Genomic DNA, 24,602 nt, shown 5'->3' with positions numbered 1-24,602 from the left:
TAGTGCGGTGTCAGGACGTCCGTGAGAAGACCGCGACAGTACGCCCCGGAACGGCGAACGTGCCCGATTCCCTCTCGAACGACGAGGACTTGACGATAGGGTCCGCGCCCGAGGCCTGCACCGGATGCAGCCGGTAGCCCTCACCGGCCAGCGAGGCGACCTTCTGCTCCTGCTTCTCGGGCGTCGCGTTGAAGACGACGACCAGGTCACCGAGGCGCATGGTGATCACGCCGGGCGTCTCGTCCTTCCCGGACAGCGGGAAGGAGAGCTTCGACTGCACCTGACCGGCCGTGTCGAGAGAGAAGGCGCTCTCCGTCGTACGGATCCGCAGCAGGTCCTGGTACGCCGCCGAGCTGCCCTCGATCTGCTCGCAGCCGACCTTGACGGTGCCGAGCAGGGGCTTGGCGTACGGCCACTTGGACGCGTTGTCGGCCGCCGGCGGCAGCCCCCGTCCGAAGCCGTTGCCGTCGGCGCAGTTCCAGTGGATGGCGTTGAACCAGTCGCCGCTGTCGTAGGAGTTGCGGTCGAGGGACTTGGAGCGCAGCAGGTCGGTGCCGGCCTGGGAGAGGGCCGGGCCCTGCGACAGGGTGGCCGTGGCCATGGCGAGGACCTGCATCCGGGCGCGCTCGGCGGCGCTCACCGAGGTGGGCAGCTTGAAGGCGAGGGCGTCGAAGAGCGACTCGTTGTCGTGCGCGTCGGCGTAGGCGAGGGCGTCGCCGGGGGCGGCCGCGTAGCCGGCGGGTGCGCCGTTGTAGTCGACCTCGGAGCCCTTGACCTCCTTGCCGTCGGTGTCGGTGAAGCGGTAGTCGGCGAGGTTGCCGGACAGGCCGACCTTGATCAGGTCCTGGTAGTGCAGCAGGCGGGCCTTCTGTTCCGCCGAAGTGCCGTTGTTCTTCGAGGAGTTGGGGTCGGTGTACAGGCCGGAGGCGAAGCCCTGGACGCCGGGGTCCTCGTCGAAGGGGCCGCCGCCGCGCACCGCGTCACGGGCGCGGTCGGAGAAGGTGGCGATACCGGTGCCGGCCATGTTCTTCTGGGTGGCCTGGACGAAGCGGGCGTCGTCGGCGATCTCGCCGAAGTTCCAGCCCTCGCCGTACAGGATGATCTTCTTGCCGTCGACGCCGTCCTTGGCGGGGGTCAGCTCGTCCAGGGCCTTGCGGACGGCCAGGATGTTGGCCTTCGGGTGGTGGCCCATCAGGTCGAAGCGGAAGCCGTCGACCTTGTACTCCTTGGCCCAGGTGACGATCGAGTCCACGACCAGCTTGCCCATCATGGCGTTCTCGGTGGCCGTGTTGGAGCAGCAGGTGCTGTTGGCGACCGAGCCGTCCGCGAGGAGCCGCTGGTAGTAGCCGGGGACGATCCGGTCGAGGACGGAGGTGTCCGCCTGGCCGCTGGCCGCCGTGTGGTTGTAGACGACGTCCATGACGACCCGCAGGCCGTCCTCGTTCAGCGCCTTGACCATCTCGCGGAACTCGACCGTACGCGCGGTGCCGTCGGGGTCGGAGGCGTACGAGCCCTCCGGGACCGTGTAGTGGTACGGGTCGTAGCCCCAGTTGAAGGCGTCCTTCGCCGCGATCTTCGCCACGCACTCCTGCTGCTTTTCGGAGTCGGCCGGGAAGGAGGCCAGGTCGCAGTCGGTGGTCGCCTGCTCGGACTTCTTCTCGGGGATGGTGGCGATGTCGAAGGCGGGCAGGAGGTGGACGTACGACGTGCCCGCCTCGGCCAGCCGCTTCAGGTGCTTGGAGCCGTCGCTGAGCTTGTCGGTGAAGGCGCGGTAGGTGCCCCGGTCCCCCGCCGGCACCGTCTTGTCCGCCACCGAGAAGTCCCGGATGTGCAGCTCCTGGATCTGGGCGTCCTTCAGCGGTACGGCCTTGGGCTTGGTGTACGTGGACCAGCCGCTCGGTGCCAGGGACCGGTCGGCGAGGTCGACGACCAGGCTGCGCTCGGAGTTCGCGGTGAGCGCGACGGCGTAGGGGTCGGTGACCTTGTTGGTGACGACCTTGCGGACGCTGGGCGCCCAGACCTGCACGACGTACCGGTACGGCTTGTTCTTCCAGGACGCCGGGCCGGTGACGGACCAGACGCCGGTGCTGTCGTTCCGCTTCATGGCGACGGTGGCCCCGGTGGAGCCGCCGATCTCCAGCTTCACCGACTGGGCCGTGGGCGCCCAGACGGCGAGCGTCGGACGGCCCTTGGCGAAGGTCGGACCGAGGTCGGCCTTCGTCGCCCCGGGGTACAGGTCGTCCAGCACGCCCGCGATCTGTACGCCCGTCGCGGCCAGGACGGCACCGTTGGCCGCCCGCTGGGAGGCCACGAGCTGGCCGCGCAGGGCCTCGCGGACCCGGTCGCGGTCACGCGGGTCGACGGTCCAGGCGGCGTAGTTCTTCAGGTGCGGGAACCTCGCCTTCTGGGCGTCGGTGAGCGTGGACTTGGACAACCGGAGCCAGCGCTCGTCGTCGCTGGTCAGCGCGCCGTCCTTGACCTCGATCGAGCCGTCGCGCGAATACAGCAGCTGGGTGGAGGCGGCGGTCTCGGCGCCGTTCCAGGCAACGGTGTCCCGGTCGATCCAGATCGCCTTGGAGGTGGTCAGGTCGAGCGCGGCGGCGGAGCCCGCGGGCTGCGGGAGCAAGTACTTCTCCTGGCCGCTCAACAGCCACACCTCATGGCCGTTCGCCGTGAGGTCGAGCGACTGGTCGGTGGGCAGATCCTTCTCGTCGCCCTTGTGGAGGATGTAGCTGAGGCTGCTGGCACCGTCGGTGAGCGGTACCTCGAAGACTGCGCCATAGCTGTCAGTCTTGACCGGCTTGAGGGGGTTCGACCAGTCGGTGGGGCCGGCGGCACCCGTCCAGACGTGCAGGCCCCAGCCGTCGTAGTTCCCGTCGGCGCGCTGGTAGTGCAGGACGGCCTTGGTCTTGTCCGGGGCCGGGTAGTCGGCCGCCGGCTTCTCGGTGCGGACGGTCTCCTTGCCCTGCTCGATCCAGATCTCGCCGGTCTTGGTGACGTCGATCGTGCGGTCGGCGGAGACGTCCTTGTTGCCGTCCTTGTCGATGACGAGAAAGCCGACGCTGGAGGCGCCCGGCTTCAGCTTGACGTAGGCGAAGGCACCGTAGGCGTCACGGCCGACGAAGGGGTGGCTGTCCGGCCAGTTCGTGGACTCGCCGTCGGCGAGGTCGCCCCAGGCGTACAGGCCCCAGTTCGCGTAGTCGCCGTCGGTGCGCTTGTAGTGGACGACCGCGTAGTCACGGGAGGAGGCGGAGGGCGTCTCGGGGACGGGCGGCGTGCCGGTGGTGCTCTCCGCCGTCGCGCTCGCCGTGCGGCCCGCCGAGTCGATCACGACCGCCTTGTAGCGCAGGGCCGTTCCGGCCGGTACGTCCTTCCCGATGGCCTGCGTGACCTTGTACGGGGCGTGGTCGGCGGAGCCCAGGGTCTTCCACTTGCCGCCGCCGACCTGCGCGGCGAAGACGACGCGGTTGAGCCCGCCGCCGTCGACGTCGGCGTCGATCTCGACGGTACCGGTGGCGCCCGCTGCCGGGGCCTTGAGGGTGATCGTCGGCTCGGTGGCCGGCTTGGCGGGCCTGCCTGCCGCCTTGAGGACGATCGCCGAGCCGGCCGGGACGGTGACGGTGAGCTTCTTGTCGCCGCCGCTGCGGAGCGAACCGTCAGTCCCGTAGAGGCCCTTGTACGTCATGTCGGCCGCACCGGTCGCGAAGGTCGCCGACTTCGCCTCGCCCGCGTTGTTGAAGGCGACGACGTACTCGGTGCCGGTCCTGGCGTCGGTGCGGGAGAAGGCGTAGACGCCGGGGCCGTCGGCTGCGTGGCGCTCGGTCTGGATGCCGTCGGCGAGGGCGGGGTTGGCCTTGCGGAGCTTGGCGAGGGCGCTGATCTGCCGGTAGAGCGGGGCGCCGGTGTCGTAGGCGTCGCTCGCGTGGGTGCGGTCGGTGCCGAGCTGGTCGTCGTCGAGGTAGTCGGCGGTCTTCGAGGCGAAGAGGGTCTGGCGGGCGTCCTTGTCGCCGCCGGCGCCGGTGAAGCCCTGCTCGTCGCCGTAGTAGACGACGGGGTTGCCGCGGCTGAGGAACATCAGCTCGTTGGCGAGCTTGTCCTTCTTCAGCAGTTCGGCGTCGGTGGCCTTCGGGTTGTCCTGGTTCAGGAAGTACCCGATGCGGCCCATGTCGTGGTTGCCGAGGAAGGTGACCTGCTCGTAGGCGTTGGCCTTGTCGGTCGTGTACTTGTAGTCGTCGCCGAAGACGCTCGCGAGCTTCTGCGCGCTGCCGCCCTGGGAGGCGTACTGCCGTGCCGCCTCCTGGAAGGGGAAGTCAAGCGTGGCGTCGAGGCGGCCCTGGGTCACGTACGGGGCGGTGACGTTCGTGTCGGCGGAGTAGACCTCGCCGAACATGAAGAAGTCGTCTCGGCCCTTCTTGGCCGCGTAGGAGTCGAGGGCCGTGGCCCACTGGGTCCAGAACTCCGGGTTGACGTGCTTCACGGTGTCGATGCGGAAGCCGTCGATGTCGAAGTCCCTGACCCACCGCTGGTAGATCTTCTCCATGCCGCTGACGACCTCGGGACGCTCGGTCCACAGGTCGTCGAGGCCGCCGAAGTCGCCGTGGGTGGAGCTCTCACCGGCGAAGGTGGAGTCGCCGCGGTTGTGGTACATCGTCGGGTCGTTGAGCCACGCCGGGACCTTGGCGTTCTTCTTCGCGGCGGGGACGGTCGGGGTGCGCGGGAAGGAGTCGGCGTCGACGGCCGGGAACCGGGACTTTCCGTCCGCGTAGTCGGCGTCGTCGAAGGGCCTGCCATCCTTGGTGAGGTAGGGGAAGGCGCCCTTGGAGAGGTAGTCGTAGGACTTGCCCTCGTAGTCGACGACGTCGGCCGTGTGGTTGGTGATGACGTCGAAGAAGACCTTCATGCCCTTGGCGTGGGCCTTGGAGATGAGGGTCTCCAGGTCCTTGTTGGTGCCGAAGTGCGGGTCGACCTGGGTGAAGTCGGTGATCCAGTAGCCGTGGTAGCCGGCGGAGGCGTCGCTGCCCGTCCCCTGCACGGGCTGGTTCTTGAAGATCGGCGCCATCCAGATGGAGGTGGTGCCGAGGCCCTTGATGTAGTCGAGCTTCTTGGTCAGACCCTTGAGGTCGCCGCCCTGGTAGAAGCCCTTGTCGGTGGGGTCGTAGCCGGTGGTGAGGCGCGAGCCGGTCAGACCGCCCTTGTCGTTGGACGAGTCGCCGCCTGCGAAACGGTCCGGCAGGACGAAGTAGAACTGCTCCCGGGTGGCGTCGTGCCGGGCGGGCTCGGCGGCCAGCCTGGCGTCGGACGGGGGCGGAGGCGGGGTGTCCGCCCGCGCCGCGAGAGGCTGGACGAGCGCTGCGGCCAGCGCGGTCACGGTGACCGCAGCGACCCGCCCGGCATGAGCTGTTCGGCGCCTCGACGGCGACGGCCATCTCGGTATCACAGATGGACTCCTTGCGATTGCGGCTCTCTTGGGTCCGACCCCGCGTGACCGTATCGCCGTCGAAAGGTTTACAGCAAGACTTCTGAAACCACTGGAAAGAACTTTCAGCAGAGGGAGTTCGTCTGCGTCAGCAGGCCCAGGCGCCAGGGCAGGGTGTTGTAGGGGCCGCTCGCCGAGGGGTCCAAGCCCTGGTAGAGGAACTGGAGCCGGCACGGGTTGATGGTGAGGGACTGGTCGCTGGAGTGGCGGACCATCTCGCCGTGGCTGATGTCCTGGCTCCAGGGTGTGCCGCTGAAGGCGACGTTGTTCGACCGCGCGAAGGGGTTGGACTCGGTGTCGGCCAGCGGGGTCCAGGTGCCGGCGATGCTGTTCGACGTCCAGGAGCGGAAGTACCGCTTGCCGTTGCCGCCGATCGCCTCGTTGAGCAGCAGGTAGCTGCCCGAGTCCTTGAGTTTGTAGACGTTGGCCGCCTCCCACAGGCGGTACTTGTTGGCGTCCTGCAGCGCGATGACAGTGTTGGTGAAGCCGTTCGGGAAGTTGGCCAGCGAGGTCTCCGAGCGGTACAGGTGCCCGTTGTCGTCGGAGGAGAACAGATAGCACTTGGAGCCGTCGCAGATGTTCCAGAAGTCGACCCAGTAACCGCTGCCGATGTTGTCCCTGATGATCTGCGGCATGCCGTTCGCGTAGAACTTCTTCGGCGCGGTCCACGAGGCGGGGTTGGAGATGTCGGCCGTGGTCGAGTACGCCGCGTTGTCCCCGGTCTGGTAGACGAGGTACCACAGCTTCTGCGGCGCGAACCAGAACACCTGCGGCGCCGCCTTGTACCCGGCGCCGATCGCTGTCCGGTCCAGGTAGTGGTGCTGCGCGGCGCCGGCCTCATGCCAGCTGGCGAAGTTCAGGTACACCATGCTGTACGTGCCGCTGGTGGACGCGGTGCTGGCGAACACGTGCCACCGGCCGTTGTGGTACACGACCGACGGATCCTTGATCGCACTGAGCTGGTGGGTCGCGTCCGACTTCGGGGAGATCAGCACCCCGCTGGAGTTCCACTGGAAGCTGTTCGGCAGTGCGGCGGCCGACGGCGACGCCATGGCACCGAGCAGCAGGGCGAGGGCTCCGGCCAGGATCCCGAGCACTCTGGTCACACGCATGGCGACTCCTATCGCTTGACGGTGTAGGTGACGAGGGAACGGGCCGGGACGGTGGCCGTCAGCGAGCCTCCGCTCACGGGGACGGCGGCCTGCCGGGCCATGCTGCTGGAGCTGTTGGTGAGGTACGGCGTCGCGGTCCCGGTGGCGATCCCGGTGTTCTGGAGGCTGTACGACACCTGCTGGGCGGCGGTGCCCGCATTGAGCGCCACGACGGTCAGCGTGCCGTCGGTGTTGCGGAACGCCGACAGGCGGAGGTTGGCGTCGGGGGTGGTGGCGGCGATGCGGGTGGCGCCGGGCCGGATGAAGCGGCTGTAGTTGGCGAGCGCCCACAGCCGCTTGGAGACGTGGTAGTTCGCCCCGTCCATCTGGATCAGGCCGCGGGTGGCACCGACCGAGGCGCCGTACCAGTACACATAGCCGCTGGTGTTGCCCTTGGTGAGGGCGTCGTGGACGGCGGAGGCGACGGTGAAGCCGTCGTAGCCGCTGCCGTCGTCCCAGTTCTCGTTCCAGGTGGTGCCGTCGGGCGACCACTCCGACATCCAGGTGCGCTTCTGGGTCGGCAGCGGACCGTCGACCCGGCTGGCGTAGGTGTGGCCGGTGTGGGTGGCGACGAGGTTGCGGGCGGTGGCGTCGGCCTCGATCGCGCTGGTGTAGGCCTTCTGCTGGTTCCAGCCGAAGGAGTCGCAGCAGGCCACCTTGTACCCGGCCGCGCTCGCGACCGGCCCGAAGACCTTGGTGAACTCGACGGCCTGGGCGGGGGTGAGCCGCATGGAGTCGTACGTCGCCGTCCAGTCGGGCTCGTTCGTGAAGCCGAGGTCGGTGATCCCGATGCCCTCCTGGCCGTAGAACCTCGCGTACTGGACGAGGAAGTTCGCGTACGCCCGCCGCCAGTCACCGCTCGCGCAGGTGGCGCCGGAGAGTCCGCACAGGGTGCCGCCGCCCGCGTCCGTGCCGTTGGTCTTCATATAGCCGGGCGCGGTCCAGGCGTCGGCGTAGAAGCGGTTCACCCCGTATGCCTTGGCCTGCTGGGCGAGCCACACCTGGCCCTTGTCCTGGCGGTCCCAGACGTACTTGGGGGTGGCGTTCGGGCCGCCGGGGTCGGTGGGCTGGATGCCCGAGTCGATGCCGAGGCGCAGGATGCTGAGGCCGGCGCCGGTGGTGCGGCTGAGCAGCAGGTCGAGGAGCTCGCGCTGTTTCTGGGCCGGTAAGCCCTGCGAGCCGCGCATGATGTCGGCCCGTCCGAAGTGCTCGGAGAAGCCGAAGCCGTCGATGGGCTGGTGGGTGGTGGAGGCGTTGATGGTGGCCGTCGTGGCCGCGTAGGCGTTCGGTGTGCCCGCCGCGGTGAAGCCGGCCGCTGTCAGCAGCACCGACAGCGACGTCAGCGTCCAGTTCCTGAGTCTGCGTGTCATGATCCGCCAATCTTGGGAGCGCTCCCATTCACAGGGCGGAACGTAGGACGATGTTCTGAACACGTCAATCCCACCGCTGCCGCCCTCGTCGGGCGATCTGGTCCTCGACGTCGTGGACGGCCGGATCATGTACATCGAGATACTCGGACGGCCACCCCTGCGCCGGCGTGGTCAGCCGTGACCGGGGTGGCCGCATCGCGCGTGCGGGGAACTCAGCAGCTCGACTTGCCGGAGTAGATCGCGAGGGCGGTGTTGGAACCCAGGGTGGCCGTGAACTGGCCGCTGGAGTTCACCGTCACCGTCGTGTTGTTCTGCACGTTGCAGTACGTGCCCGCCGCCAGTGACGTCTGGTAGGTGCGGGTCAGGCCGCTCGACTCGTGGTTGATGGCCACGTAGCCCTTGCCGCCGCGGCCGAAGGCGATGGCGTCGCCGCCGTTGTCCCACCAGTTGGTGACCGACTCGCCGCGGGTGGCGTTGCGGAAGGCGACCATGCGGAGGATCTCCGGCCAGGCGTGCTGGCACTTCCAGCCGTCCTGCCAGCAGGCGGTCACGGAGCCGTTGTTGGGCGGCCCGGCGTCCGTGCTGGACCACTCGTAGCCGGAGTTGATGTCCGGGGCGCCGTAGGGGTAGGCGAGCATGAAGACGTTGGCGAGGGTGTAGTTCGCCCCGTCCTTGTAGTTCAGGGTGCTGCCGTTGCGCTCGGTGTCGTGGTTGTCGACGAAGACACCGGAGACGCCGCTGCTCATGTAGCCCCAGCCCTCGCCGTAGTTCTTCAGATACGCGAGGTTCTCGTTGTTGAAGACGCGCTTGAGGTCGTAGGCGTAGCGGAACTCCTGGACGTCGCCGTTGCCCGTGTACTCGGTGGGCTGGACGGCCTCGCCGCTGCCGTAGATGGCCTCCTGCTTCCAGTACACCGACGGGTTGCTCAGACGCGACTTGATGTTGGCGAGGTCGGCGGCGGGCATGTGCTTGGCCGCGTCGATGCGGAAGCCGTCGACGCCGTAGCCGAGCAGGGTGTTCAGGTAGCCGGCGATGGTGGCGCGGACGTACTCCTCGCCGGTGTCCAGGTCGGCGAGGCCGACGAGTTCGCAGTTCTGGACGTTGGTGCGGTTGGTGTAGTCGCTGATCGTGGCCGTGCAGTCGTTCATGTCGGCCGCGGAGTACAGGCCGGGGTAGTCGTACTTCGTGTACGACGAGCCGCCGGTGCCGGTGCCGTTGCCCGCGGACATGTGGTTGATGACGGTGTCGACGACGACCTTCACACCCGCGTTGTGGCAGGTGTTCACCATGTTCCGGAACGCGGTGGCGTCACCGAGGCGGCCGGCGATCTTGTAGCTGACGGGCTGGTACGAGGTCCACCACTGCGAGCCCTGGATGTGCTCCTGGGGCGGGGAGACCTGCACGTAGCCGTAGCCGGCCGGGCCGAGGGTGTTGGTGCACTCCTTGGCGACCGAGGCGAAGTTCCACTCGAACATCACCGCGGTGACGTCCTTGGTGCCGGGCGGGGCGGCGGAAGCGGTGGTGCCGGGGACCATGACGACCGCCGCGGCGGCTGCGGCGAACGCGGTGAGGGCGGCGGTAACGGTACGGCGCCTCGGGGGCGCCTGCCATCTCGATATCACGGGCGAACTCCTTGCGAATGCGGCTCAGTTGGATCCCCCCTGCACCGCGGCACGGCTTCCTTGCCGGGCGTGGCGGAAACGTACCGCCGCGAAAGATTTACTGCAAGAGAGTTGAAATTCATAGCAAGTAGTTTCATCCGCAACCTTGACGTGCCCTCCCCAACTCCCTCACTCTCACCAGTGGTTGGACCCCTGAGCGCAAGCAAAGAACCCGCTGCTCCTCCCCGGAGCAGCGGGTCCCCTGCTGATGACGGGCCGTCAGGCGGTGGTCCACCACACCGTCGTGTCCCCCGGCACCTTCGCCTCGCCGTCCGTCTCGCTGATCTCGCCGCTGGCGAGCAGGAGACGGCCGTACGCCGGGGTCGTCACGGACTCGCCGCCGGTGTTGGCGACGCAGACGAACTCGCCGCGGCGGAAGGCGAGGACGCCCTCGGGAGCCTTCAGCCACTCCACCGTCTCGCCGGCGCCGAGGTCGGGCTGCTCGCGGCGGGCGGCCAGCGCGGCGCGGTACAGCTCCAGGGTGGACTCGGGGTCACCCGTCTGCGCCTCGACGCTCAGCTCGCCCCAGCCCGCCGGCTGCGGCAGCCAGCTGCCGCCCGCGCCGAAGCCGTACGACGAGCCCTCGCGCGTCCAGGGGATCGGCACCCGGCAGCCGTCGCGGAAGCCGTCCTGACCCTCGCCACGGAAGTACGCCGGGTCCTGGCGGACCTCGTCGGGCAGGTCGACGACGTCCGGCAGGCCCAGCTCCTCGCCCTGGTAGACGTACGCCGAACCGGGCAGCGCGAGCATGAGGAGCGTGGCGGCGCGGGCGCGGCGCAGGCCCAGCTCACGGTCGCCGGCCGTGCGGATCTGGGTGCCGAGGCCGGGCGGGTTGGCGAAGCGGGTGGCGTGGCGGGTGACGTCGTGGTTGGACAGCACCCAGGTCGCCGGGGCGCCGACCGGACGCATCGCCTCCAGGGTGCGGTCGACGACCTTGCGCAGTTCCTCGGCCTCCCACTCCGTCGACAGGTACTGGAAGTTGAAGGCCTGGTGCAGCTCGTCCGGGCGGACGTAGTTCGCGGTGCGCTCGACGGTCGGCGTCCAGGCCTCCGCCACGAAGATCCGCCCACCCGTCTCCCACCACCGCCCTTCTGACGAAGGCCCTTCGGGCCCCTTCCTTTCTGCGTACTCGTCGAGGACCGTGCGCCACTGCCGGTAGACGTCGTGCACGCCGTCCTGGTCGAAGAACGGCATGACATCGTTGCCCAGCAGCTTGAGCTGGTCGTGGGATCCGAGGTCCGGCAGCCCCTCCGCCTTCACCAGGCCGTGGGCGACGTCGATCCGGAAGCCGTCGACGCCCATGTCGAGCCAGAAGCGCAGGATCGAGCGGAACTCGTCCCCCACCGCCGGGTGCTCCCAGTTGAAGTCGGGCTGCTCGGGCGCGAAGAGGTGCAGATACCACTCCCCGTCGGCGACGCGCGTCCAGGCCGGGCCGCCGAAGATGGACTCCCAGTCGTTGGGCGGCAGTTCACCGTCGGCGCCCTTGCCGGGGCGGAAGTGGTAGCGGTCCCTGAGCGGGGAACCGGGCCCCTCCGCGACCGCCCGCTTGAACCACTCGTGCTGGTCGGAGGAATGGTTCGGGACCAGGTCGACGATGATCCTCAGCCCCAGCTCGTGGGCGTCCCGGATCAGCGCGTCCGCGTCGAGGAGGTTGCCGAACATGGGGTCGACGGCCCGGTAGTCGGCGACGTCGTAGCCGGCGTCGGCCTGCGGGGAGGCGTAGAAGGGGCTGAGCCACACGGCGTCCACGCCGAGGTCGCGCAGGTACGGCAGGCGGGAGCGTACGCCTTCCAGGTCGCCCATGCCGTCGCCGTTGCTGTCGGCGAAGCTGCGGGGATAGACCTGGTAGATCACCGCGTCCCGCCACCAGTCGCCACGCTTGGCTTTGGCGGGGTTCGGGGCCGGGGCGAGGGCGGAGTGCTGCTGGCTCATGGCGTCCTTGGAACGTAAGGGGGTCATGGGGTCAGGTCGTACGTACGAGTTGGTGACGAGACGGCCGCGGTAGCAGCGGGGTCGGATGGCCACCGCGACCGCCTCGGGTTCAAGGGAAGGGGAGGGCAGCGCCCCTGCTTTTCAGGGGCGCGGGGCTGTGTTCGATGTGCGGCTACCGCCGCGTGGGCGCGACCAGCCACGACGGCGCCGCAGCAGAACGACGGCCCATCACTGCTGAAGCGGCGCTCAGCCCTTCGTGCCGCCCGCGGTAAGCCCCGTCACCAGGTTCTTCTGCACGAAGTAGAAGAACGCGGAAACCGGTATGGCGACCAGCACGGCCGTGGCGGCCATCAGGTTGCGCTGCGCGTCATGCTCACTGATGAAGGTCTGCAGACCGACCGCGAACGTGTACTTCGTGTCGGACAGCATGAACGTGGACGCGAACGCCACCTCACCGAAGGCCGTGAGGAAGCTGTAGAACGCGGCGACCGCCAGGCCCGGCTTGGCGAGCGGAAGGATCAGTCGCGCGAACGTGCCGAAGGGGGTCAGCCCGTCGACGCGTCCTGCCTCGTCGATCTCGAACGGGATCGTGTCGAAGTACCCCTTCATCAGCCAGGCACAGTACGGCACGGTTGTCGTGCAGTACACGAGGACGAGGCCAAGGTAGCTGTCGATGAGCTGGAGCTCGGACAGGATCTGGTACATCGGAACCATGAGGACGGCGACCGGGAACATCTGGGTCACAAGCAGCACCCACATGAACTTCTTGTAGCCCGGAAAGCGCATGCGCGAGACCGCGTAGCCGGTGGTGGCGGCGATGACGACGCCGATGAGCGTGGTGCCCAGCGTGACGATGAGGGTGCTCGTCAGCCAGTCGAGGAACTTCGTCTCCGTCAGGACGTACGTGTAGTTGTCCAGCGTCATCTTTTCCCAGATGCCGCCGGGGTGGAGGTAGTCGTCCTTGTCCGGGCCGAGGGACAGGAAGAGCAGCCAGACGACGGGGAAGAGCGCGATCAGGCTCGCCAGGACGAGGATGCCGTGCGAGACGAGGGAGGTGCCGCGGCCGCGGGTCCTGCGCGGGGGCGCGGCAGGCACGGAGTCCTGCTTGTTCACCGGGGTCTCAACAGTGGTGGTGGTCATGGGGACTCCTGCCTCAGATCGCGAGCTGCTGGTCGTTGCGGTTCAGCCAGCGGCGGTAGAAGGAGGTGAAGACGATCAGGATGGCCAGCAGCAGCATGCCGTAGGCGGCTGACTGCGCGAAGTCACGTGGCTGCTGTCCGAAGCCGAGGCGGTAGGCCCAGGTGACGAGGATGTCGGCGTCCGGGGCGGTCTTGCCGAACAGCAGGAAGATGATCGCGAACTGGTTGAAGGTCCAGATCACGCCGAGCAGTACGACGGTGGAGCTCACGGACCGCAGGCCCGGCAGGGTGACGTACCGGAACTGCTGCCACTTGCTCGCGCCGTCCATCTCGGCGGCCTCGTACAGCGCGGAGTCGATGGACTGCAGTCCGCCGAGCAGCGAGAGCATCATGAACGGCACACCGCACCAGGTGTTGACCATGACCGCGGCGAACCGCTGCCAGAAGGTGTCCTCCAGCCACAGCGGGGTCGGCAGGTGAAGTGTCTCCAGGAAGGAGTTCACGACGCCGCCGTCGGCGAGCATGATCCGCCAGCCGAAGACGGTGACGAAGGTCGGCACGGCCCACGGCAGGATGAGGATCAGCCGGTACAGGGTGCGCCCGCGCAGCTTCTGGTTGAGCAGCAGGGCGAGGCCGAGGCCGATCGTGTAGTGGAGGGTGACGCAGGCCGCCGTCCACACGACCGTCCAGATGAAGTGCGACCAGAAGCGGTCGTAGGCCGTCTCGCCCCACAGGATGTCGGCGTAGTTGTCGAAGCCGATGAACTTGTAGGTGGCCTCGATCTCGTTGACGCCGATGGTGCGGGCGCTGTTGAGGCTGGTGGCGTCGGTGAGGGTGAGGTAGAAGCCGTAGACCAGGGGGTACACGACGAGCACGCCGAGGACGATCACCACGGGGGCGATCATCGCGTAGGCGTACCAGTGCTTCTGGTAGCCGTGCTTCAGGCGCTGGCCGAGCCCACGGCGTGGCCCGCGTTCGCCTCGGGTCTTCCCGGTCGCGCGGTCGATGGCGACTGTCATGGTTCGACAACCTTCATAAGGATCGACAGATCAGGGTGTACGGCGCACAGCCGGTGGCCGCCGGATCCTTCCCCCCATGATCAGGAGGATCCGACGGCCACTCGGGGTCACTTGCTGAAGTCCGGGACCAGCTTGGTGATCTCGGTCTCCGCGGTGCTCAGGCCCTTGTCGAGGGACTCCTTGCCCCCGGCGATCTTGAGCAGCTCGGTGTCGAGCGGAACCCACAGCGAGCTGTACTCGGGCAGGGCCGGCCGCGGCTGGGCGGCGGCGAGGACGGTCTGGTAGCCGGCGATGCCCGGGTCGGCCTTGACCTTGTCCGTGTAGGCGTCGTCACGCGTGGGCAGCGTGGAGTTCTTCAGCGCGATGGTCTCCTGGGCCTTCGCCGACGTCATGAAGTTCACGAACTTCAGCGCGGCCTTCTGGTGCGCCTCGTCGGAGCCGGCGTACACGGAGAGGTTGTGGCCGCCGGTCGGGGCGCCCGCCTTGCCGGCGGAGCCGGCCGGGACGGTGGCGATGCCGAGGTTGGCCTTGTCCTTGAACGCCGAGCCCTTGTAGAAGTTGGTGATCTCCCAGGGGCCCTGCGTGATCGCGGCGACCTTGCCGTTGACGAACGCCTCCTGGATGTGGGCGTAGGCGTCGGCGGTGGTGTCGGCCTTGTGCAGGCCCTTGCCGTCGAAGAGGCTCAGCCAGGTGCCGTAGCCCTTCTTGGCCTCGGCGGAGGCGACGGTGATCTTCTTGGCGTCGGCGTCGACGGTGTCGGTGCCCTCGCCGTAGAGGAACGTCTGGGCGTAGTAGGCCTGGGTGGAGCCCCAGTAGCCGTCGACGCCGGTCTTGTCCTTGATCGTGGCGGCGGCCTTCTTCAGGTCGTCCCAGGTCTTGGGGGCCTCGACGCCGGCCTTCTTGAACAGGGCCTTGTTGTAGACGAAGGCGAGGGTGTCCGTGGTGAACGGGACGCCGTACGTCTTGCCCTCGTACTTGGCCTGCTCGATCAGGCTGGGCTGGAACTTGGCCTCGTCGGTGAGGGCCTCGGTGCCGTCCAGCGGCGCGAAGAAGCCCTTCTTGGCGAAGGCGGGGGTCCAGCCGACCTCGGAGCGCAGGACGTCCGGGGCACCCTTGGAACCGGCGGCGGTGTCGAACTTGTTCTGCGCCTGGTCGAAGGGGACGTTGACGTACTTGACCTTGACGTCCTTGTTGGCGGCCTCGAACTCCTTGACCAGGGCCTGGTACGTCGGCGCCTCATTGGTGGCGTTGGAGGTGTCCCACCAGGTGATGGTGACCGGCCCGCTCGAGTCGCTGCCACTGTCGTCCCCGCCGCACGCCGTCGCCGCGAGAGCGAGGGACGCCACCAGCGCGGTGGCCGCTATGCCACGCCGCATGAGTTCTCCTTGAGGGTGAAAGCCCGTGTGGTGCAGGGGCGGCCCCGTCTGCCTGCCCCTGCTGTCTTGCCGACTGCGCCGTTGCGGCCGCCGGGCGACGTGAACGTAACAGCGTTGAAAGATCGACGAAAGACCTTGCAGAAAAAAAGTGCAAGAGATCTCCGAAGTTATCCGCGTGTGACCAGTCGGCGACCGGCATGAGACGCTTCTTTCCCAGGGTGGAGCACCACGCGAGCCACTTGTGCAAGACTCTGCAAGCTCTTGCCACCACTTTCACGAGGGAGCGCGATGACGCAGCAAACCGGAGCGGGCCGGCCAACAGGTCGCCCCCGGCGTCCGATTGGTGTGCAAGGCGACTTTCGGCCGGTACAGTCCAGTGCCGTGACCACACGGCTTGCAGACATCGCTGCTCAGGCGGGGGTGAGCGAAGCGACCGTCAGCCGCGTCCTCAACGGGAAGCCGGGCGTCGCCGCCACCACTCGCCAGTCCGTGCTGGCCGCGCTCGACGTGCTCGGCTACGAGCGCCCGGTGCGGCTGCGGCAACGGAGCGAGGGCCTCGTGGGCCTGATCACCCCGGAGCTGGAGAACCCGATATTCCCGGCCCTGGCCCAGGTCATCGGCCAGGCGCTGACCAGGCAGGGCTACACCCCCGTGCTGGCCACGCAGACGCCGGGCGGCTCCACCGAGGACGAGCTCACCGAGATGCTCGTCGACCGCGGAGTGGCCGGCATCATCTACGTCTCCGGCCTCCACGCCGACACCACCGCCGACATGCAGCGCTACGAGCGGCTGCGCGCCCAGGGCGTCCCCTTCGTCCTGGTCGACGGCTTCTCCCCCAAGGTCCAGGCGCCTTTCATCTCGCCGGACGACCGCGCCGCGATGAGCCTGTCGGTCACGCACCTCGCCTCGCTCGGCCACACCCGCATCGGCCTCGCGCTCGGCCCCAAGCGGTTCGTGCCGGTCCAGCGCAAGATCGAGGGCTTCGTCCGCACCATGCAGGACCAGCTGAACCTGCCGCCGGACACGATCGAGGCGGACCTGATCCAGCACTCCCTCTACACACTGGAGGGCGGTCAGGCGGCCGCCACGGCCCTGATCGACCGCGGCTGCACCGCGATCGTCTGCGCCAGCGACATGATGGCGCTGGGCGCGATACGCGCGGCCCGGCAGCGCGGCCTGGAGGTCCCCAGGGACATCTCGGTCGTGGGCTTCGACGACTCCCCCCTGATCGCCTTCACCGACCCGCCCCTCACCACCGTCCGCAAGCCGGTCCCGGCGATGGGCCAGGCCGCGGTACGCACGCTCCTGGAGGAGATCGGCGGGACCCCCGCCCCCCACAGCGAGTTCGTGTTCATGCCGGAGCTGGTGGTGCGCGGTTCGACGGCTTCGGCACCGGGGAACAGAAACCATCCCTAGGACGGGGAATCCCCGCGCCCACCACACCGTTGGCAGGAGAACGGGGCTCTACGCCCGCCGTAGAACGTGCGTCCTGCCCCCGACCGGAGGATGATCGGTCGGGGAAGTCTTTTCTGGCAGACTCTGTGCCCATGGGTGACACGACCGTGACGACACTGGAAGGCCGGGAAGCGGCCGTTCTTCCCCCCGTCGCGGACGAGACGGGGCGGGGCCCCCTGCGCCGTCTGCGCAGTCCCCGCCGCCCCCGCCTCTGGTTCGAGATCCTGCTGATCGCGGTGAGTTACTGGACGTACTCACTCATCCGCAACGCGGTCCCGGAACAGAAGGCGGAAGCCCTCCGCAACGCGGACTGGCTCTGGAACCTGGAACACCACCTCGGAATCGCGGTCGAGCAGTCGGTGAACCACGCCGTGAACTCGGTGACTTGGCTCATCGTCGGCATGAACTACTACTACGCGACGCTGCACTTCATCATCACCCTGGCCGTCCTGGTCTGGCTCTACCGCAGCCACCCCGGCCGCTACGCGGCGACGAGACTGGTCCTCTTCGCCACCACAGGCGTAGCCCTGATCGGTTACTACCTGTATCCGCTCGCTCCCCCACGGCTGATGACCAACACCGGCTTCATCGACACGGTCCTGGTCCACGACACCTGGGGTTCCATGGCCTCCGGCGACCTGAAGAACATGTCCAACCAGTACGCCGCCATGCCCTCCATGCACATCGGCTGGTCCGTCTGGTCAGGCCTGACGATCTTCGCCCTCGCCAGAATCCCCTGGGTCCGCCTCCTGGGCCTCCTCTACCCCGCGGCCACCCTCCTGGTGATCGTGGCCACGGCCAACCACTTCTGGCTCGACGCGGTAGGCGGCCTGATCTGCCTGGCCTTCGGCTACACGGTGGCCCGCCTCTGGTACGGCGCCCTCCCCCACGCACTGCCGAGGCGGGTGGCACCACCACAGACCCACCCGCAGTCGCCCACGGCGGAGAGGGGACGTGCCGGGGGGTGCCCGCCCGCAGCGGCGGGCGTCAACGCCGAGCACTCTGCTGAGGAACCGAGCCGCCCGACCGAGGACGGACACCCCCCGGCACGGCCCCGCACCACACCCCACGCTTAGGCGCTACGCGCACCTCCACCGAACCCGCGCAGGCCGCCGCAGGCACCCCGGCCCAACCGCCGGAGGCACCGGTCACCCCCCGTAGAACAGCTCCTCCACGACCCCCCGAGCCCTCCGCGCCGTACGCCGGTACGCATCGAGCATGTCCCCCACATGCCCGGGCTCGTACCCCAGATACCGCCCCACCGCGGCCAGCTCACGACTGTCCGAGGGAAACGTGTCCCCGGCCCGCCCCCGCACCAGCATCACGGCATTGCGCACCCGAGTGGCCAGCACCCACGCCTCGTCCAGGATCCCCGCCTCCTCCTGCGGGATGAGCCCGGCCGAACACGCGGCGGCGAGAGCTTCCCGGGTCCGCGTGGTCCGCAGCCCGGGCTCGTCCCACCCGTGCTGCAACTGCAGCAGCTGCACGGTCCACTCCACATCGGACAGCCCCCCGGGCCCGAGCTTGGTGTGCAGCTTGGGATCGGCCCCGCGCGGCAGCCGCTCGGACTCCATCCGGGCCTTCAGCCGCCGGATCTCCCGCACGGCCTCGTCCCCGAGCCCCTCCGCCGGATACCGCAGCGGATCGATCAACTCGACGAACCGAGCCCCCAGCTCGGTGTCCCCCGCGACCGGCACGGCCCGCAGCAGCGCCTGCGACTCCCACACCAGCGACCACCGCCGGTAATACGCCGCGTACGACTTCAGCGTACGAACGAGCGGCCCCGACTTCCCCTCCGGCCGCAGATCGGCGTCGATCAACAGCGGCGGATCCGCACTCGGGAGCTGCAGCAGCCGCCGCATCTCCTCCACGACCCGGTTCGCCGCCACCGCGGCCTCGTGCTCGTCGACCCCGTCCCGCGGCTCGTGCACGAACAGCACATCGGCGTCACTGCCGTAACCCAGCTCCTGCCCGCCGAACCGCCCCATGCCGATGATCGCGAACCGGGTGGGCAGCGTGTCGCCCCATCCTTCCCGCACGACCGCCCGCAGCGTCCCCGCCAACGTCGCCGCCGTCAGGTCGGACACCGCGGCCCCGACCCGGTCCACCAGCGCCCCCTGGTCGGCCTCGGCCGGCTTGGTCTCGGTGCCGTAGGAGTCGACGACGTCGGCGGCGGCCGTACGGAACAGCTCCCGCCGCCGCACACCGCGGGCCGCCGTGACGGCCTGCGCGGCGCCGTCCGCGCGGCGCACCGCGGCGAGGATCTCCTGCTCCAGGTGGCCCCGCGACCTCGGCTCAAGACCGGTGCCGCCGTCGCCGTCCCCGAGCAGTGCCACGGCCTCCGGGGCCCGCATCAGCAGATCGGGGGCGAGCCGGCCGGCCGACAGCACCCGGGCGAGGTTCTCGGCGGCGGCGCCCTCGTCCCGCAACAGCCGCAGGTACCAGGGCGTCTTGCCGAGGGCGTCCGACACCTTGCGGAAGTTCAGCAGACCGGCGTCCGGATCGGCGGAGTCCGCGAACCAGCCCAACAGCACGGGCAGCAGGGTCCGTTGGATGGCCGCCTTCCGCGTCACCCCGGAGGCCAGCGCCTCCAGATGCCGCAGCGCGGCGGCCGGGTCGGCGTACCCGAGCGCGACCAGCCGCTCGCGGGCCGCCCCTGCGCTCAACCGGGCCTCGCCCGGGGCGAGTTGGGCGACGGCGTCGAGCAGCGGCCGGTAGAAGAGCTTCTCGTGCAGCCGCCGTACGACACCGGCGTGCCGTCTCCACTCGCGGCCCAGCTCGGCGACCGGATCGACGCGCAGGCCGAGGGAGCGGCCGATGCGCCGCAGGTCGGCGTCGTCCTCCGGCACCAGGTGCGTCCGGCGCAGCCGGTAGAGCTGGATGCGGTGCTCCATGGAGCGCAGGAAGCGGTAGGCGTCGTCGAGCTGCGCGGCGTCGGCGCGGCCGACGTAGCCGCCGGCGGCGAGGGCCTGGAGGGCGTCCAGGGTGGTGCCGCTACGCAGTGACGCGTCGTCCCTGCCGTGCACCAACTGGAGCAGCTGGACGGCGAACTCGACGTCCCGCAGTCCGCCGGGGCCGAGCTTGAGCTGCCGGTCCAGCTCGCCCACCGGGATGTTCTCGACGACCCGGCGGCGCATCTTCTGCACGTCGGCGACGAAGTTCTCCCGCTCGGCGGCCTTCCAGACGAGGGGTTCCAGCGCGGCGACGTACTCCTCGCCCAGCTCGATGTCGCCGGCGACCGGGCGGGCCTTGAGCAGGGCCTGGAACTCCCAGGTCTTGGCCCAGCGCTGGTAGTAGGCGAGGTGACTGCTGAGGGTGCGGACCAGGGGGCCGTTCCTGCCCTCGGGCCGCAGGTTGGCGTCGACGGGCCAGATCGATCCCTCGACGGTCGTCTCGGAGCAGATCCGCATCATGTGCGAGGCGAGCTTGGTGGCCGACCGCAGGGCCTTGCCCTCGTCGGCGCCGTCGGCGGTCTCGCCGACGAAGATGACGTCGACGTCGGAGACGTAGTTGAGCTCGTGGCCTCCGCACTTGCCCATCGCGATCACCGAGAGCCGGCACTGTGCGGCGTCCTCGGGTGCGGCGGCGCGGGCGAGGGCCAGGGCGGCGCGCAGGGTGGCGGTGGCGAGGTCGGCGAGTTCGGCGGCGGTCTGGGCGACGCCGGTGGTGCCGCACACGTCGCGGGCGGCGATGGACAGCAGGCAGCGCCGGTAGGCGACGCGCAGGGAGACCGGGTCGGTGGCCTCGGCGAGGCCATGCTCGAACTCCTCCACCTCGGGGTGCAGGTCCCGCGGCTCGTACATCACCAGGGCCTGCCAGTCGCCGGCGTGCTTGGCGAGGTGGTCGGCGAGGGCGGCGGAGGCGCCGAGGACGCCGAGCAGGCGGTCGCGCAGGGGTTTGGCCGCTATCACCGTGTCGAGCAGTTCGCGCTGGGCGGCGTGGCCGGGCTGTGCTTCGAGCAGGCGGACGAGGCCGTGCAGGGCGAGGTCGGGGTCGGCGGTGGCGCCCAGGGCCTCCAGCAGGACCGGGTCGTTCTTGATCGGCGCGAGCTCGGGGCTGTCCAGCAGCCGGTCGGCGGCCGAGGGGTCGGTGAATCCGTGCCGCAGCAGCCTGCTGAAGGTACTGCTTCTGCGCCCCGGCGCCGTCATGCTCGCCCTCCCGTCCGATCGGGGTACGCACCCGATCAAGGTCGTACGCGTTCGAGCGTAGCCGCTGCGCTGGGCTTGGGCGGGGTGCCTGTGCCTCCGGCGGTTGAGCGGGGGTGCCTGCGGCGGCCCGTTGCGGTGGGTGGGGGCTGGTCGCGCAGTTCCCCGCGCCCCTGATATGCCTGCGGTGGCCCGTCTCGGTAGGTGGGGGTACGCGCCATGAGGGTTCGCCCGCCTCGCGGCCGACGCCGGTCCGGGTCTTTCAGCCCGTCCGGCGTTTGAGGACGAGGCCCCTTCAGGGCCGAAGCGGGGGCCTGGGGGCGGCAGCCCCCAGCAGGGTCCCGCAGCGGCGCCGGTGTCCTCGAAAGATGCGGAACCTGAACCTCACGTGGCGCAGAGCATCGTTTTCCGCTTCGGTTGGGGGGAGCCGTTCAGCCAGACCCGCTGGCGATTCCCCATGGAGGACCGGTAATGGACTTCACCCTCGAAGTGATCCCGCTGCCCGTGAGCGACATCGACCGGGCCCGTGACTTCTACCGGGACAAGGTGGGCTTCCACGTCGACATCGACCAGGAGGTCATGCCGGGCATGCGCATCGTCCAGCTGACCCCGCCGGGCTCCGGCTGTTCGATCGCCCTGGGCGACAGCATCTGGGACCTGACCAAGGGCGAGACGGTCCCCGAGCCCGGCTCCTACCAGGGGCTCCAGCTCTGCGTCGCCGACATCAAGGCGGCACACGCGGAGCTGGTGGAGCGGGGCCTGGAGATCTCGGAGCCCGTCCAGTACTCCCCCGACGACGGCGCCACCTTCATGTACTTCAAGGACCCGGACGGCAACGGCTGGTCGATCCAGGAGTACCGGCGAAGGGCGACGGAACCCCTGCATCAGGTCCTTGCGGATCTGGCGAACAAGCGCGAGCAGTGACACCGTAATGGGGCGCGGAGCCGCATATGGATGCGAATCCCGCGCCCCACGGCGATCAGGCGCTAGAGGACAGGCAGGTTCTTCCGCAGCTCGAACGCCGTGACCTCGCTGCGGTACTCCTCCCACTCCTGCCGCTTGTTGCGCAGGAAGAAGTCGAAGACGTGCTCCCCCAGCGTCTCGGCGACGAGGTCGCTGCGTTCCATCAGTGTCAGGCCCTCGCCGAGGTTCTGGGGCAGGGGTTCGATGCCCATGGCGCGGCGTTCGGCGTCGGAGAGGGCCCAGACGTCGTCCTCGGCGCCCGGAGGGAGCTCGTAGCCCTCTTCGATGCCCTTGAGGCCGGCGGCGAGGAGGAGGGCGTAGGCCAGGTAGGGGTTGGCGCCGGAGTCCAGGGAGCGGACCTCGACTCGGGCGGAACCCGTCTTGCCGGGCTTGTACATCGGGACGCGGACGAGGGCCGAGCGGTTGTTGTGGCCCCAGCAGATGTACGAGGGGGCCTCGCCGCCGGCGCCCGCGGTGCGCTCGGAGCCGCCCCAGATGCGCTTGTAGGAGTTGACCCACTGGTTGGTGACCGCCGAGATCTCCGCCGCGTGGCGGAGGAGGCCCGCGATGAAGGAGCGGCCGACCTTGGAGAGCTGGTACTCGGAGCCGGACTCGTAGAACGCGTTCCTGTCGCCCTCGAAGAGGGAGAGGTGCGTGTGCATGCCGCTGCCCGGGTGCTCGGAGAACGGCTTCGGCATGAACGTCGCGTGGACGCCCTGTTCCAGCGCCACCTGCTTCATGACCAGGCGGAACGTCATGATGTTGTCCGCCGTGGACAGCGCGTCGGCGTAACGCAGGTCGATCTCCTGCTGGCCGGGGGCGCCCTCGTGGTGGGAGAACTCGACCGAGATGCCCATGGACTCCAGCATGGTGATCGCCTGGCGGCGGAAGTCCATGCCGACGTTGGTCGGGGTGTGGTCGAAGTAGCCGGAGTTGTCGGCCGGCTGCGGCCGTGAGCCGTCCAGGGGCCGGTCCTTCAGCAGGAAGAACTCGATCTCCGGGTGGGTGTAGAAGGTGAAGCCCAGGTCGGAGGCGCGGGCCAGGGCGCGCTTGAGGACGTAGCGCGGGTCCGCGAAGGACGGGGAGCCGTCCGGCATCAGGATGTCGCAGAACATGCGGGCGGTGCCGGGGGCCTCGGCGCGCCAGGGCAGGATCTGGAAGGTCGAGGGGTCCGGCTTGGCGATCATGTCGGACTCGTAGACCCGGGCGAAACCCTCGATCGCCGAGCCGTCGAAGCCGATGCCCTCGTCGAATGCCTGCTCCAGCTCGGCCGGGGCCACGGCGACCGACTTGAGGAAGCCCAGCACGTCCGTGAACCACAGGCGTACGAACCGGATGTCGCGCTCCTCCAATGTCCGGAGCACGAACTCCTGCTGCTTGTCCATCTTCCGCTTCCCCATCCTTGCTGGTCAGGCCGCCTGTCTCCGGTCCAGCGGGAGGCGGTCGGGCACCTGAGCATCACACCACAACACCGTTTCAGGCGCGTTGCGCACCTTGATCGCCGAAGCGACCTCGGGTCGAACTCCCGGCATACGGCGGGTGTCCCGCCGTGGTGCCGGTGCACTGCTCTGCCGCCCATCTTGCCTGCTCGGACCGACATCCGTAATGCCCGGCCCCACAGGACCCACCCCGCTTTAATTTGCATCTTGGATGCAAGTTTTAATGGTGGCACCGGATCGGCCCGATCGAGCCTGAGGAGACCCGATGCTGTCCGAGCAGTCCGCCGCCACCGTGCGTGCCACCCTTCCCGTCGTCGGCGGGGCCATCGGTGAGATCACCGAGCGCTTCTACGCCCGCTTGTTCGCCGCCCGCCCCGAGCTGCTGCGCGACCTGTTCAACCGCGGCAACCAGGCGGCCGGCACCCAGCGGCAGGCCCTCGCCGGGTCGATCGCCGCGTTCGCGACGTACCTCGTGGACCACCCCGAGGAGCGGCCCGACGCGATGCTGGGCCGCATCGCCCACAAGCACGCCTCCCTGGGCGTCACGGCGGAGCAGTACGCGCTGGTCCACGAGCACCTCTTCGCCGCCATCGTCGAGGTGCTCGGCGAGGCCGTCACGCCCGAGGTCGCGGCCGCCTGGGACGAGGTCTACTGGCTGATGGCGAACGCGCTGGTCTCGATCGAGAAGCGGCTCTACGAGGAGCGGGGCGGCAACGAGTGGCGGGAGTGGGAGGTCGTCGGGCGGGTCGAGGAGACCTCCGATGTCGCCACCTTCCGGCTGCGTCCGGCCGACGGGCGCCCGGCGCCGGACTTCCGGGCCGGGCAGTACGTCTCCGTCCAGGCCGAGCTGCCGGACGGGGCCCGGCAGATACGCCAGTACAGCCTCTCCGCCGCCCCCGGCTCACCCGTACGCCAGATCAGCGTGAAGCGGGTGGTGGGTGACGCGGCTCCCGACGGCGAGGTCTCGAACCACCTGCACGCGCGCGTGCGGGTCGGCGACCGGCTGAGCCTGTCGGCGCCGTCCGGCGATCTCGTGCTCGGCGACACGGACGCAGCCGCCCCGCTGCTCCTCGCCTCCGCCGGCATCGGCGTGACGCCGATCGTCGCCATGCTGGGGCACCTCGTGGACACCGGGCACGAGGGCCCGGTGCTCGTCGTGCACGGCGACCGCTCCCCCACCGAGCACGCCCTGCGCGCCGACCACGAGGCGTACGCGCGGAAGCTGGCGGACGCGTCCGTCCACTTCTTCTACGAGGCGGGCGCCGACGACGCCGAGGCGTCCCACCGCACCGGCCTGGTCGACCTCGCCGACGTCGCCGTACCGCGGGGCACGCGCGCGTACCTGTGCGGGCCGCTGCCCTTCATGCGGGCGGTACGGGCGCAGCTGATCGGCAAGGGGGTCGCGCCGGCCGACATCCACTACGAGGTGTTCGGGCCCGACCTCTGGCTGGCGCAGGCGGGCTGAGCCGAGCCGGG

At 69.3% G+C, this 24,602-nt stretch carries 13 protein-coding genes and 1 pseudogene; 4 read left to right on the top strand and 10 right to left on the bottom strand.

Annotated elements, in window-relative coordinates:
- Positions 1-10: 10 nt before the first annotated feature.
- The 8 genes and pseudogenes from pulA to AQJ67_RS13075 all read right to left on the bottom strand — a co-directional run bounded on the left by pulA (position 11) and on the right by AQJ67_RS13075 (position 15,124).
- A complete protein-coding gene (gene pulA / locus AQJ67_RS13110; protein WP_062718796.1) occupies positions 11-5,437 on the bottom strand; it encodes a pullulanase-type alpha-1,6-glucosidase in 5,427 nt (1,808 codons plus the stop codon).
- A gap of 104 nt (positions 5,438-5,541) precedes the next feature.
- Positions 5,542-6,516 (bottom strand): annotated as a pseudogene (locus AQJ67_RS13105) (glycoside hydrolase family 62 protein); the annotation flags it as partial.
- An 80-nt stretch (positions 6,517-6,596) separates the two neighbouring features.
- Positions 6,597-7,997: a glycoside hydrolase family 30 protein gene (locus tag AQJ67_RS13100; RefSeq protein WP_062718792.1), complete on the bottom strand. Its 1,401-nt coding sequence runs from the start codon at positions 7,995-7,997 to the stop codon at positions 6,597-6,599.
- 212 nt (positions 7,998-8,209) lie between these two features.
- Positions 8,210-9,532, bottom strand: coding sequence for an alpha-amylase (locus tag AQJ67_RS13095; protein ID WP_107122884.1), 1,323 nt, complete (start codon positions 9,530-9,532; stop codon positions 8,210-8,212).
- A gap of 345 nt (positions 9,533-9,877) precedes the next feature.
- Positions 9,878-11,590, bottom strand: coding sequence for a glycoside hydrolase family 13 protein (locus AQJ67_RS13090; RefSeq protein ID WP_062718788.1), 1,713 nt, complete (start codon positions 11,588-11,590; stop codon positions 9,878-9,880).
- Positions 11,591-11,836: 246 nt separating this feature from the next.
- Positions 11,837-12,730 (bottom strand): sugar ABC transporter permease, encoded by an 894-nt coding sequence (locus AQJ67_RS13085; RefSeq protein ID WP_062718786.1) that lies wholly within the window; start codon positions 12,728-12,730, stop codon positions 11,837-11,839.
- Positions 12,731-12,743: 13 nt separating this feature from the next.
- A complete protein-coding gene (locus tag AQJ67_RS13080; RefSeq protein ID WP_062718784.1) occupies positions 12,744-13,748 on the bottom strand; it encodes a carbohydrate ABC transporter permease in 1,005 nt (334 codons plus the stop codon).
- Between the two features lie 107 nt (positions 13,749-13,855).
- On the bottom strand, positions 13,856-15,124 hold the full coding sequence (locus AQJ67_RS13075; RefSeq protein WP_062718782.1) for an extracellular solute-binding protein: 1,269 nt from the start codon (positions 15,122-15,124) through the stop codon (positions 13,856-13,858).
- 381 nt (positions 15,125-15,505) lie between these two features.
- Here AQJ67_RS13075 and AQJ67_RS13070 point away from each other — a divergent pair, with 381 nt between their 5' ends.
- Both AQJ67_RS13070 and AQJ67_RS13065 read left to right on the top strand, forming a co-directional pair.
- Positions 15,506-16,540 (top strand): LacI family DNA-binding transcriptional regulator, encoded by a 1,035-nt coding sequence (locus tag AQJ67_RS13070; protein WP_063807324.1) that lies wholly within the window; start codon positions 15,506-15,508, stop codon positions 16,538-16,540.
- A 131-nt stretch (positions 16,541-16,671) separates the two neighbouring features.
- Entirely contained in the window at positions 16,672-17,655 is a 984-nt protein-coding gene (locus AQJ67_RS13065; protein ID WP_062718778.1) for a phosphatase PAP2 family protein, read from the top strand.
- Positions 17,656-17,727: 72 nt separating this feature from the next.
- On the opposite strand, the gene AQJ67_RS13060 is transcribed toward AQJ67_RS13065, so the two are convergent.
- Complete coding sequence (locus AQJ67_RS13060; protein ID WP_062718776.1) at positions 17,728-20,727, bottom strand: bifunctional [glutamine synthetase] adenylyltransferase/[glutamine synthetase]-adenylyl-L-tyrosine phosphorylase; 3,000 nt, start codon at positions 20,725-20,727, stop codon at positions 17,728-17,730.
- 468 nt (positions 20,728-21,195) lie between these two features.
- On the opposite strand from AQJ67_RS13060, the gene AQJ67_RS13055 reads away from it, so the two are divergent.
- Positions 21,196-21,648 (top strand): VOC family protein, encoded by a 453-nt coding sequence (locus AQJ67_RS13055; RefSeq protein ID WP_062718774.1) that lies wholly within the window; start codon positions 21,196-21,198, stop codon positions 21,646-21,648.
- A 62-nt stretch (positions 21,649-21,710) separates the two neighbouring features.
- Here the strand turns inward: AQJ67_RS13055 and glnA are convergent, their stop codons facing one another.
- Positions 21,711-23,072, bottom strand: coding sequence for a type I glutamate--ammonia ligase (gene glnA, locus AQJ67_RS13050; RefSeq protein WP_062719336.1), 1,362 nt, complete (start codon positions 23,070-23,072; stop codon positions 21,711-21,713).
- A gap of 319 nt (positions 23,073-23,391) precedes the next feature.
- On the opposite strand from glnA, the gene AQJ67_RS13045 reads away from it, so the two are divergent.
- Positions 23,392-24,591: a globin domain-containing protein gene (locus AQJ67_RS13045; RefSeq protein ID WP_062718773.1), complete on the top strand. Its 1,200-nt coding sequence runs from the start codon at positions 23,392-23,394 to the stop codon at positions 24,589-24,591.
- Positions 24,592-24,602 lie beyond the last annotated feature (11 nt).

The sequence above is a fragment of the Streptomyces caeruleatus genome (genome assembly GCF_001514235.1).
GTDB classification, from domain to species: domain Bacteria; phylum Actinomycetota; class Actinomycetes; order Streptomycetales; family Streptomycetaceae; genus Streptomyces; species Streptomyces caeruleatus.
Note: the sequence above shows the minus strand (reverse complement) of the source record. Positions and strands in the feature narration are given on the sequence as shown.

Bases quoted from the DNA above. Each gene is read 5' to 3' on its own strand.
- AQJ67_RS13045 (WP_062718773.1), top strand. From the start codon at position 23,392: ATGCTGTCCGAGCAGTCCGCCGCCACCGTGCGTGCCACCCTTCCCGTC.
- AQJ67_RS13095 (WP_107122884.1), bottom strand. From the start codon at position 9,532: ATGGTCCCCGGCACCACCGCTTCCGCCGCCCCGCCCGGCACCAAGGAC.
- AQJ67_RS13080 (WP_062718784.1), bottom strand. From the start codon at position 13,748: ATGACAGTCGCCATCGACCGCGCGACCGGGAAGACCCGAGGCGAACGC.
- AQJ67_RS13065 (WP_062718778.1), top strand. From the start codon at position 16,672: ATGGGTGACACGACCGTGACGACACTGGAAGGCCGGGAAGCGGCCGTT.
- AQJ67_RS13060 (WP_062718776.1), bottom strand. From the start codon at position 20,727: ATGACGGCGCCGGGGCGCAGAAGCAGTACCTTCAGCAGGCTGCTGCGG.
- AQJ67_RS13075 (WP_062718782.1), bottom strand. From the start codon at position 15,124: ATGCGGCGTGGCATAGCGGCCACCGCGCTGGTGGCGTCCCTCGCTCTC.
- glnA (WP_062719336.1), bottom strand. From the start codon at position 23,072: ATGGACAAGCAGCAGGAGTTCGTGCTCCGGACATTGGAGGAGCGCGAC.
- AQJ67_RS13100 (WP_062718792.1), bottom strand. From the start codon at position 7,997: ATGACACGCAGACTCAGGAACTGGACGCTGACGTCGCTGTCGGTGCTG.
- AQJ67_RS13085 (WP_062718786.1), bottom strand. From the start codon at position 12,730: ATGACCACCACCACTGTTGAGACCCCGGTGAACAAGCAGGACTCCGTG.
- AQJ67_RS13055 (WP_062718774.1), top strand. From the start codon at position 21,196: ATGGACTTCACCCTCGAAGTGATCCCGCTGCCCGTGAGCGACATCGAC.
- AQJ67_RS13090 (WP_062718788.1), bottom strand. From the start codon at position 11,590: ATGAGCCAGCAGCACTCCGCCCTCGCCCCGGCCCCGAACCCCGCCAAA.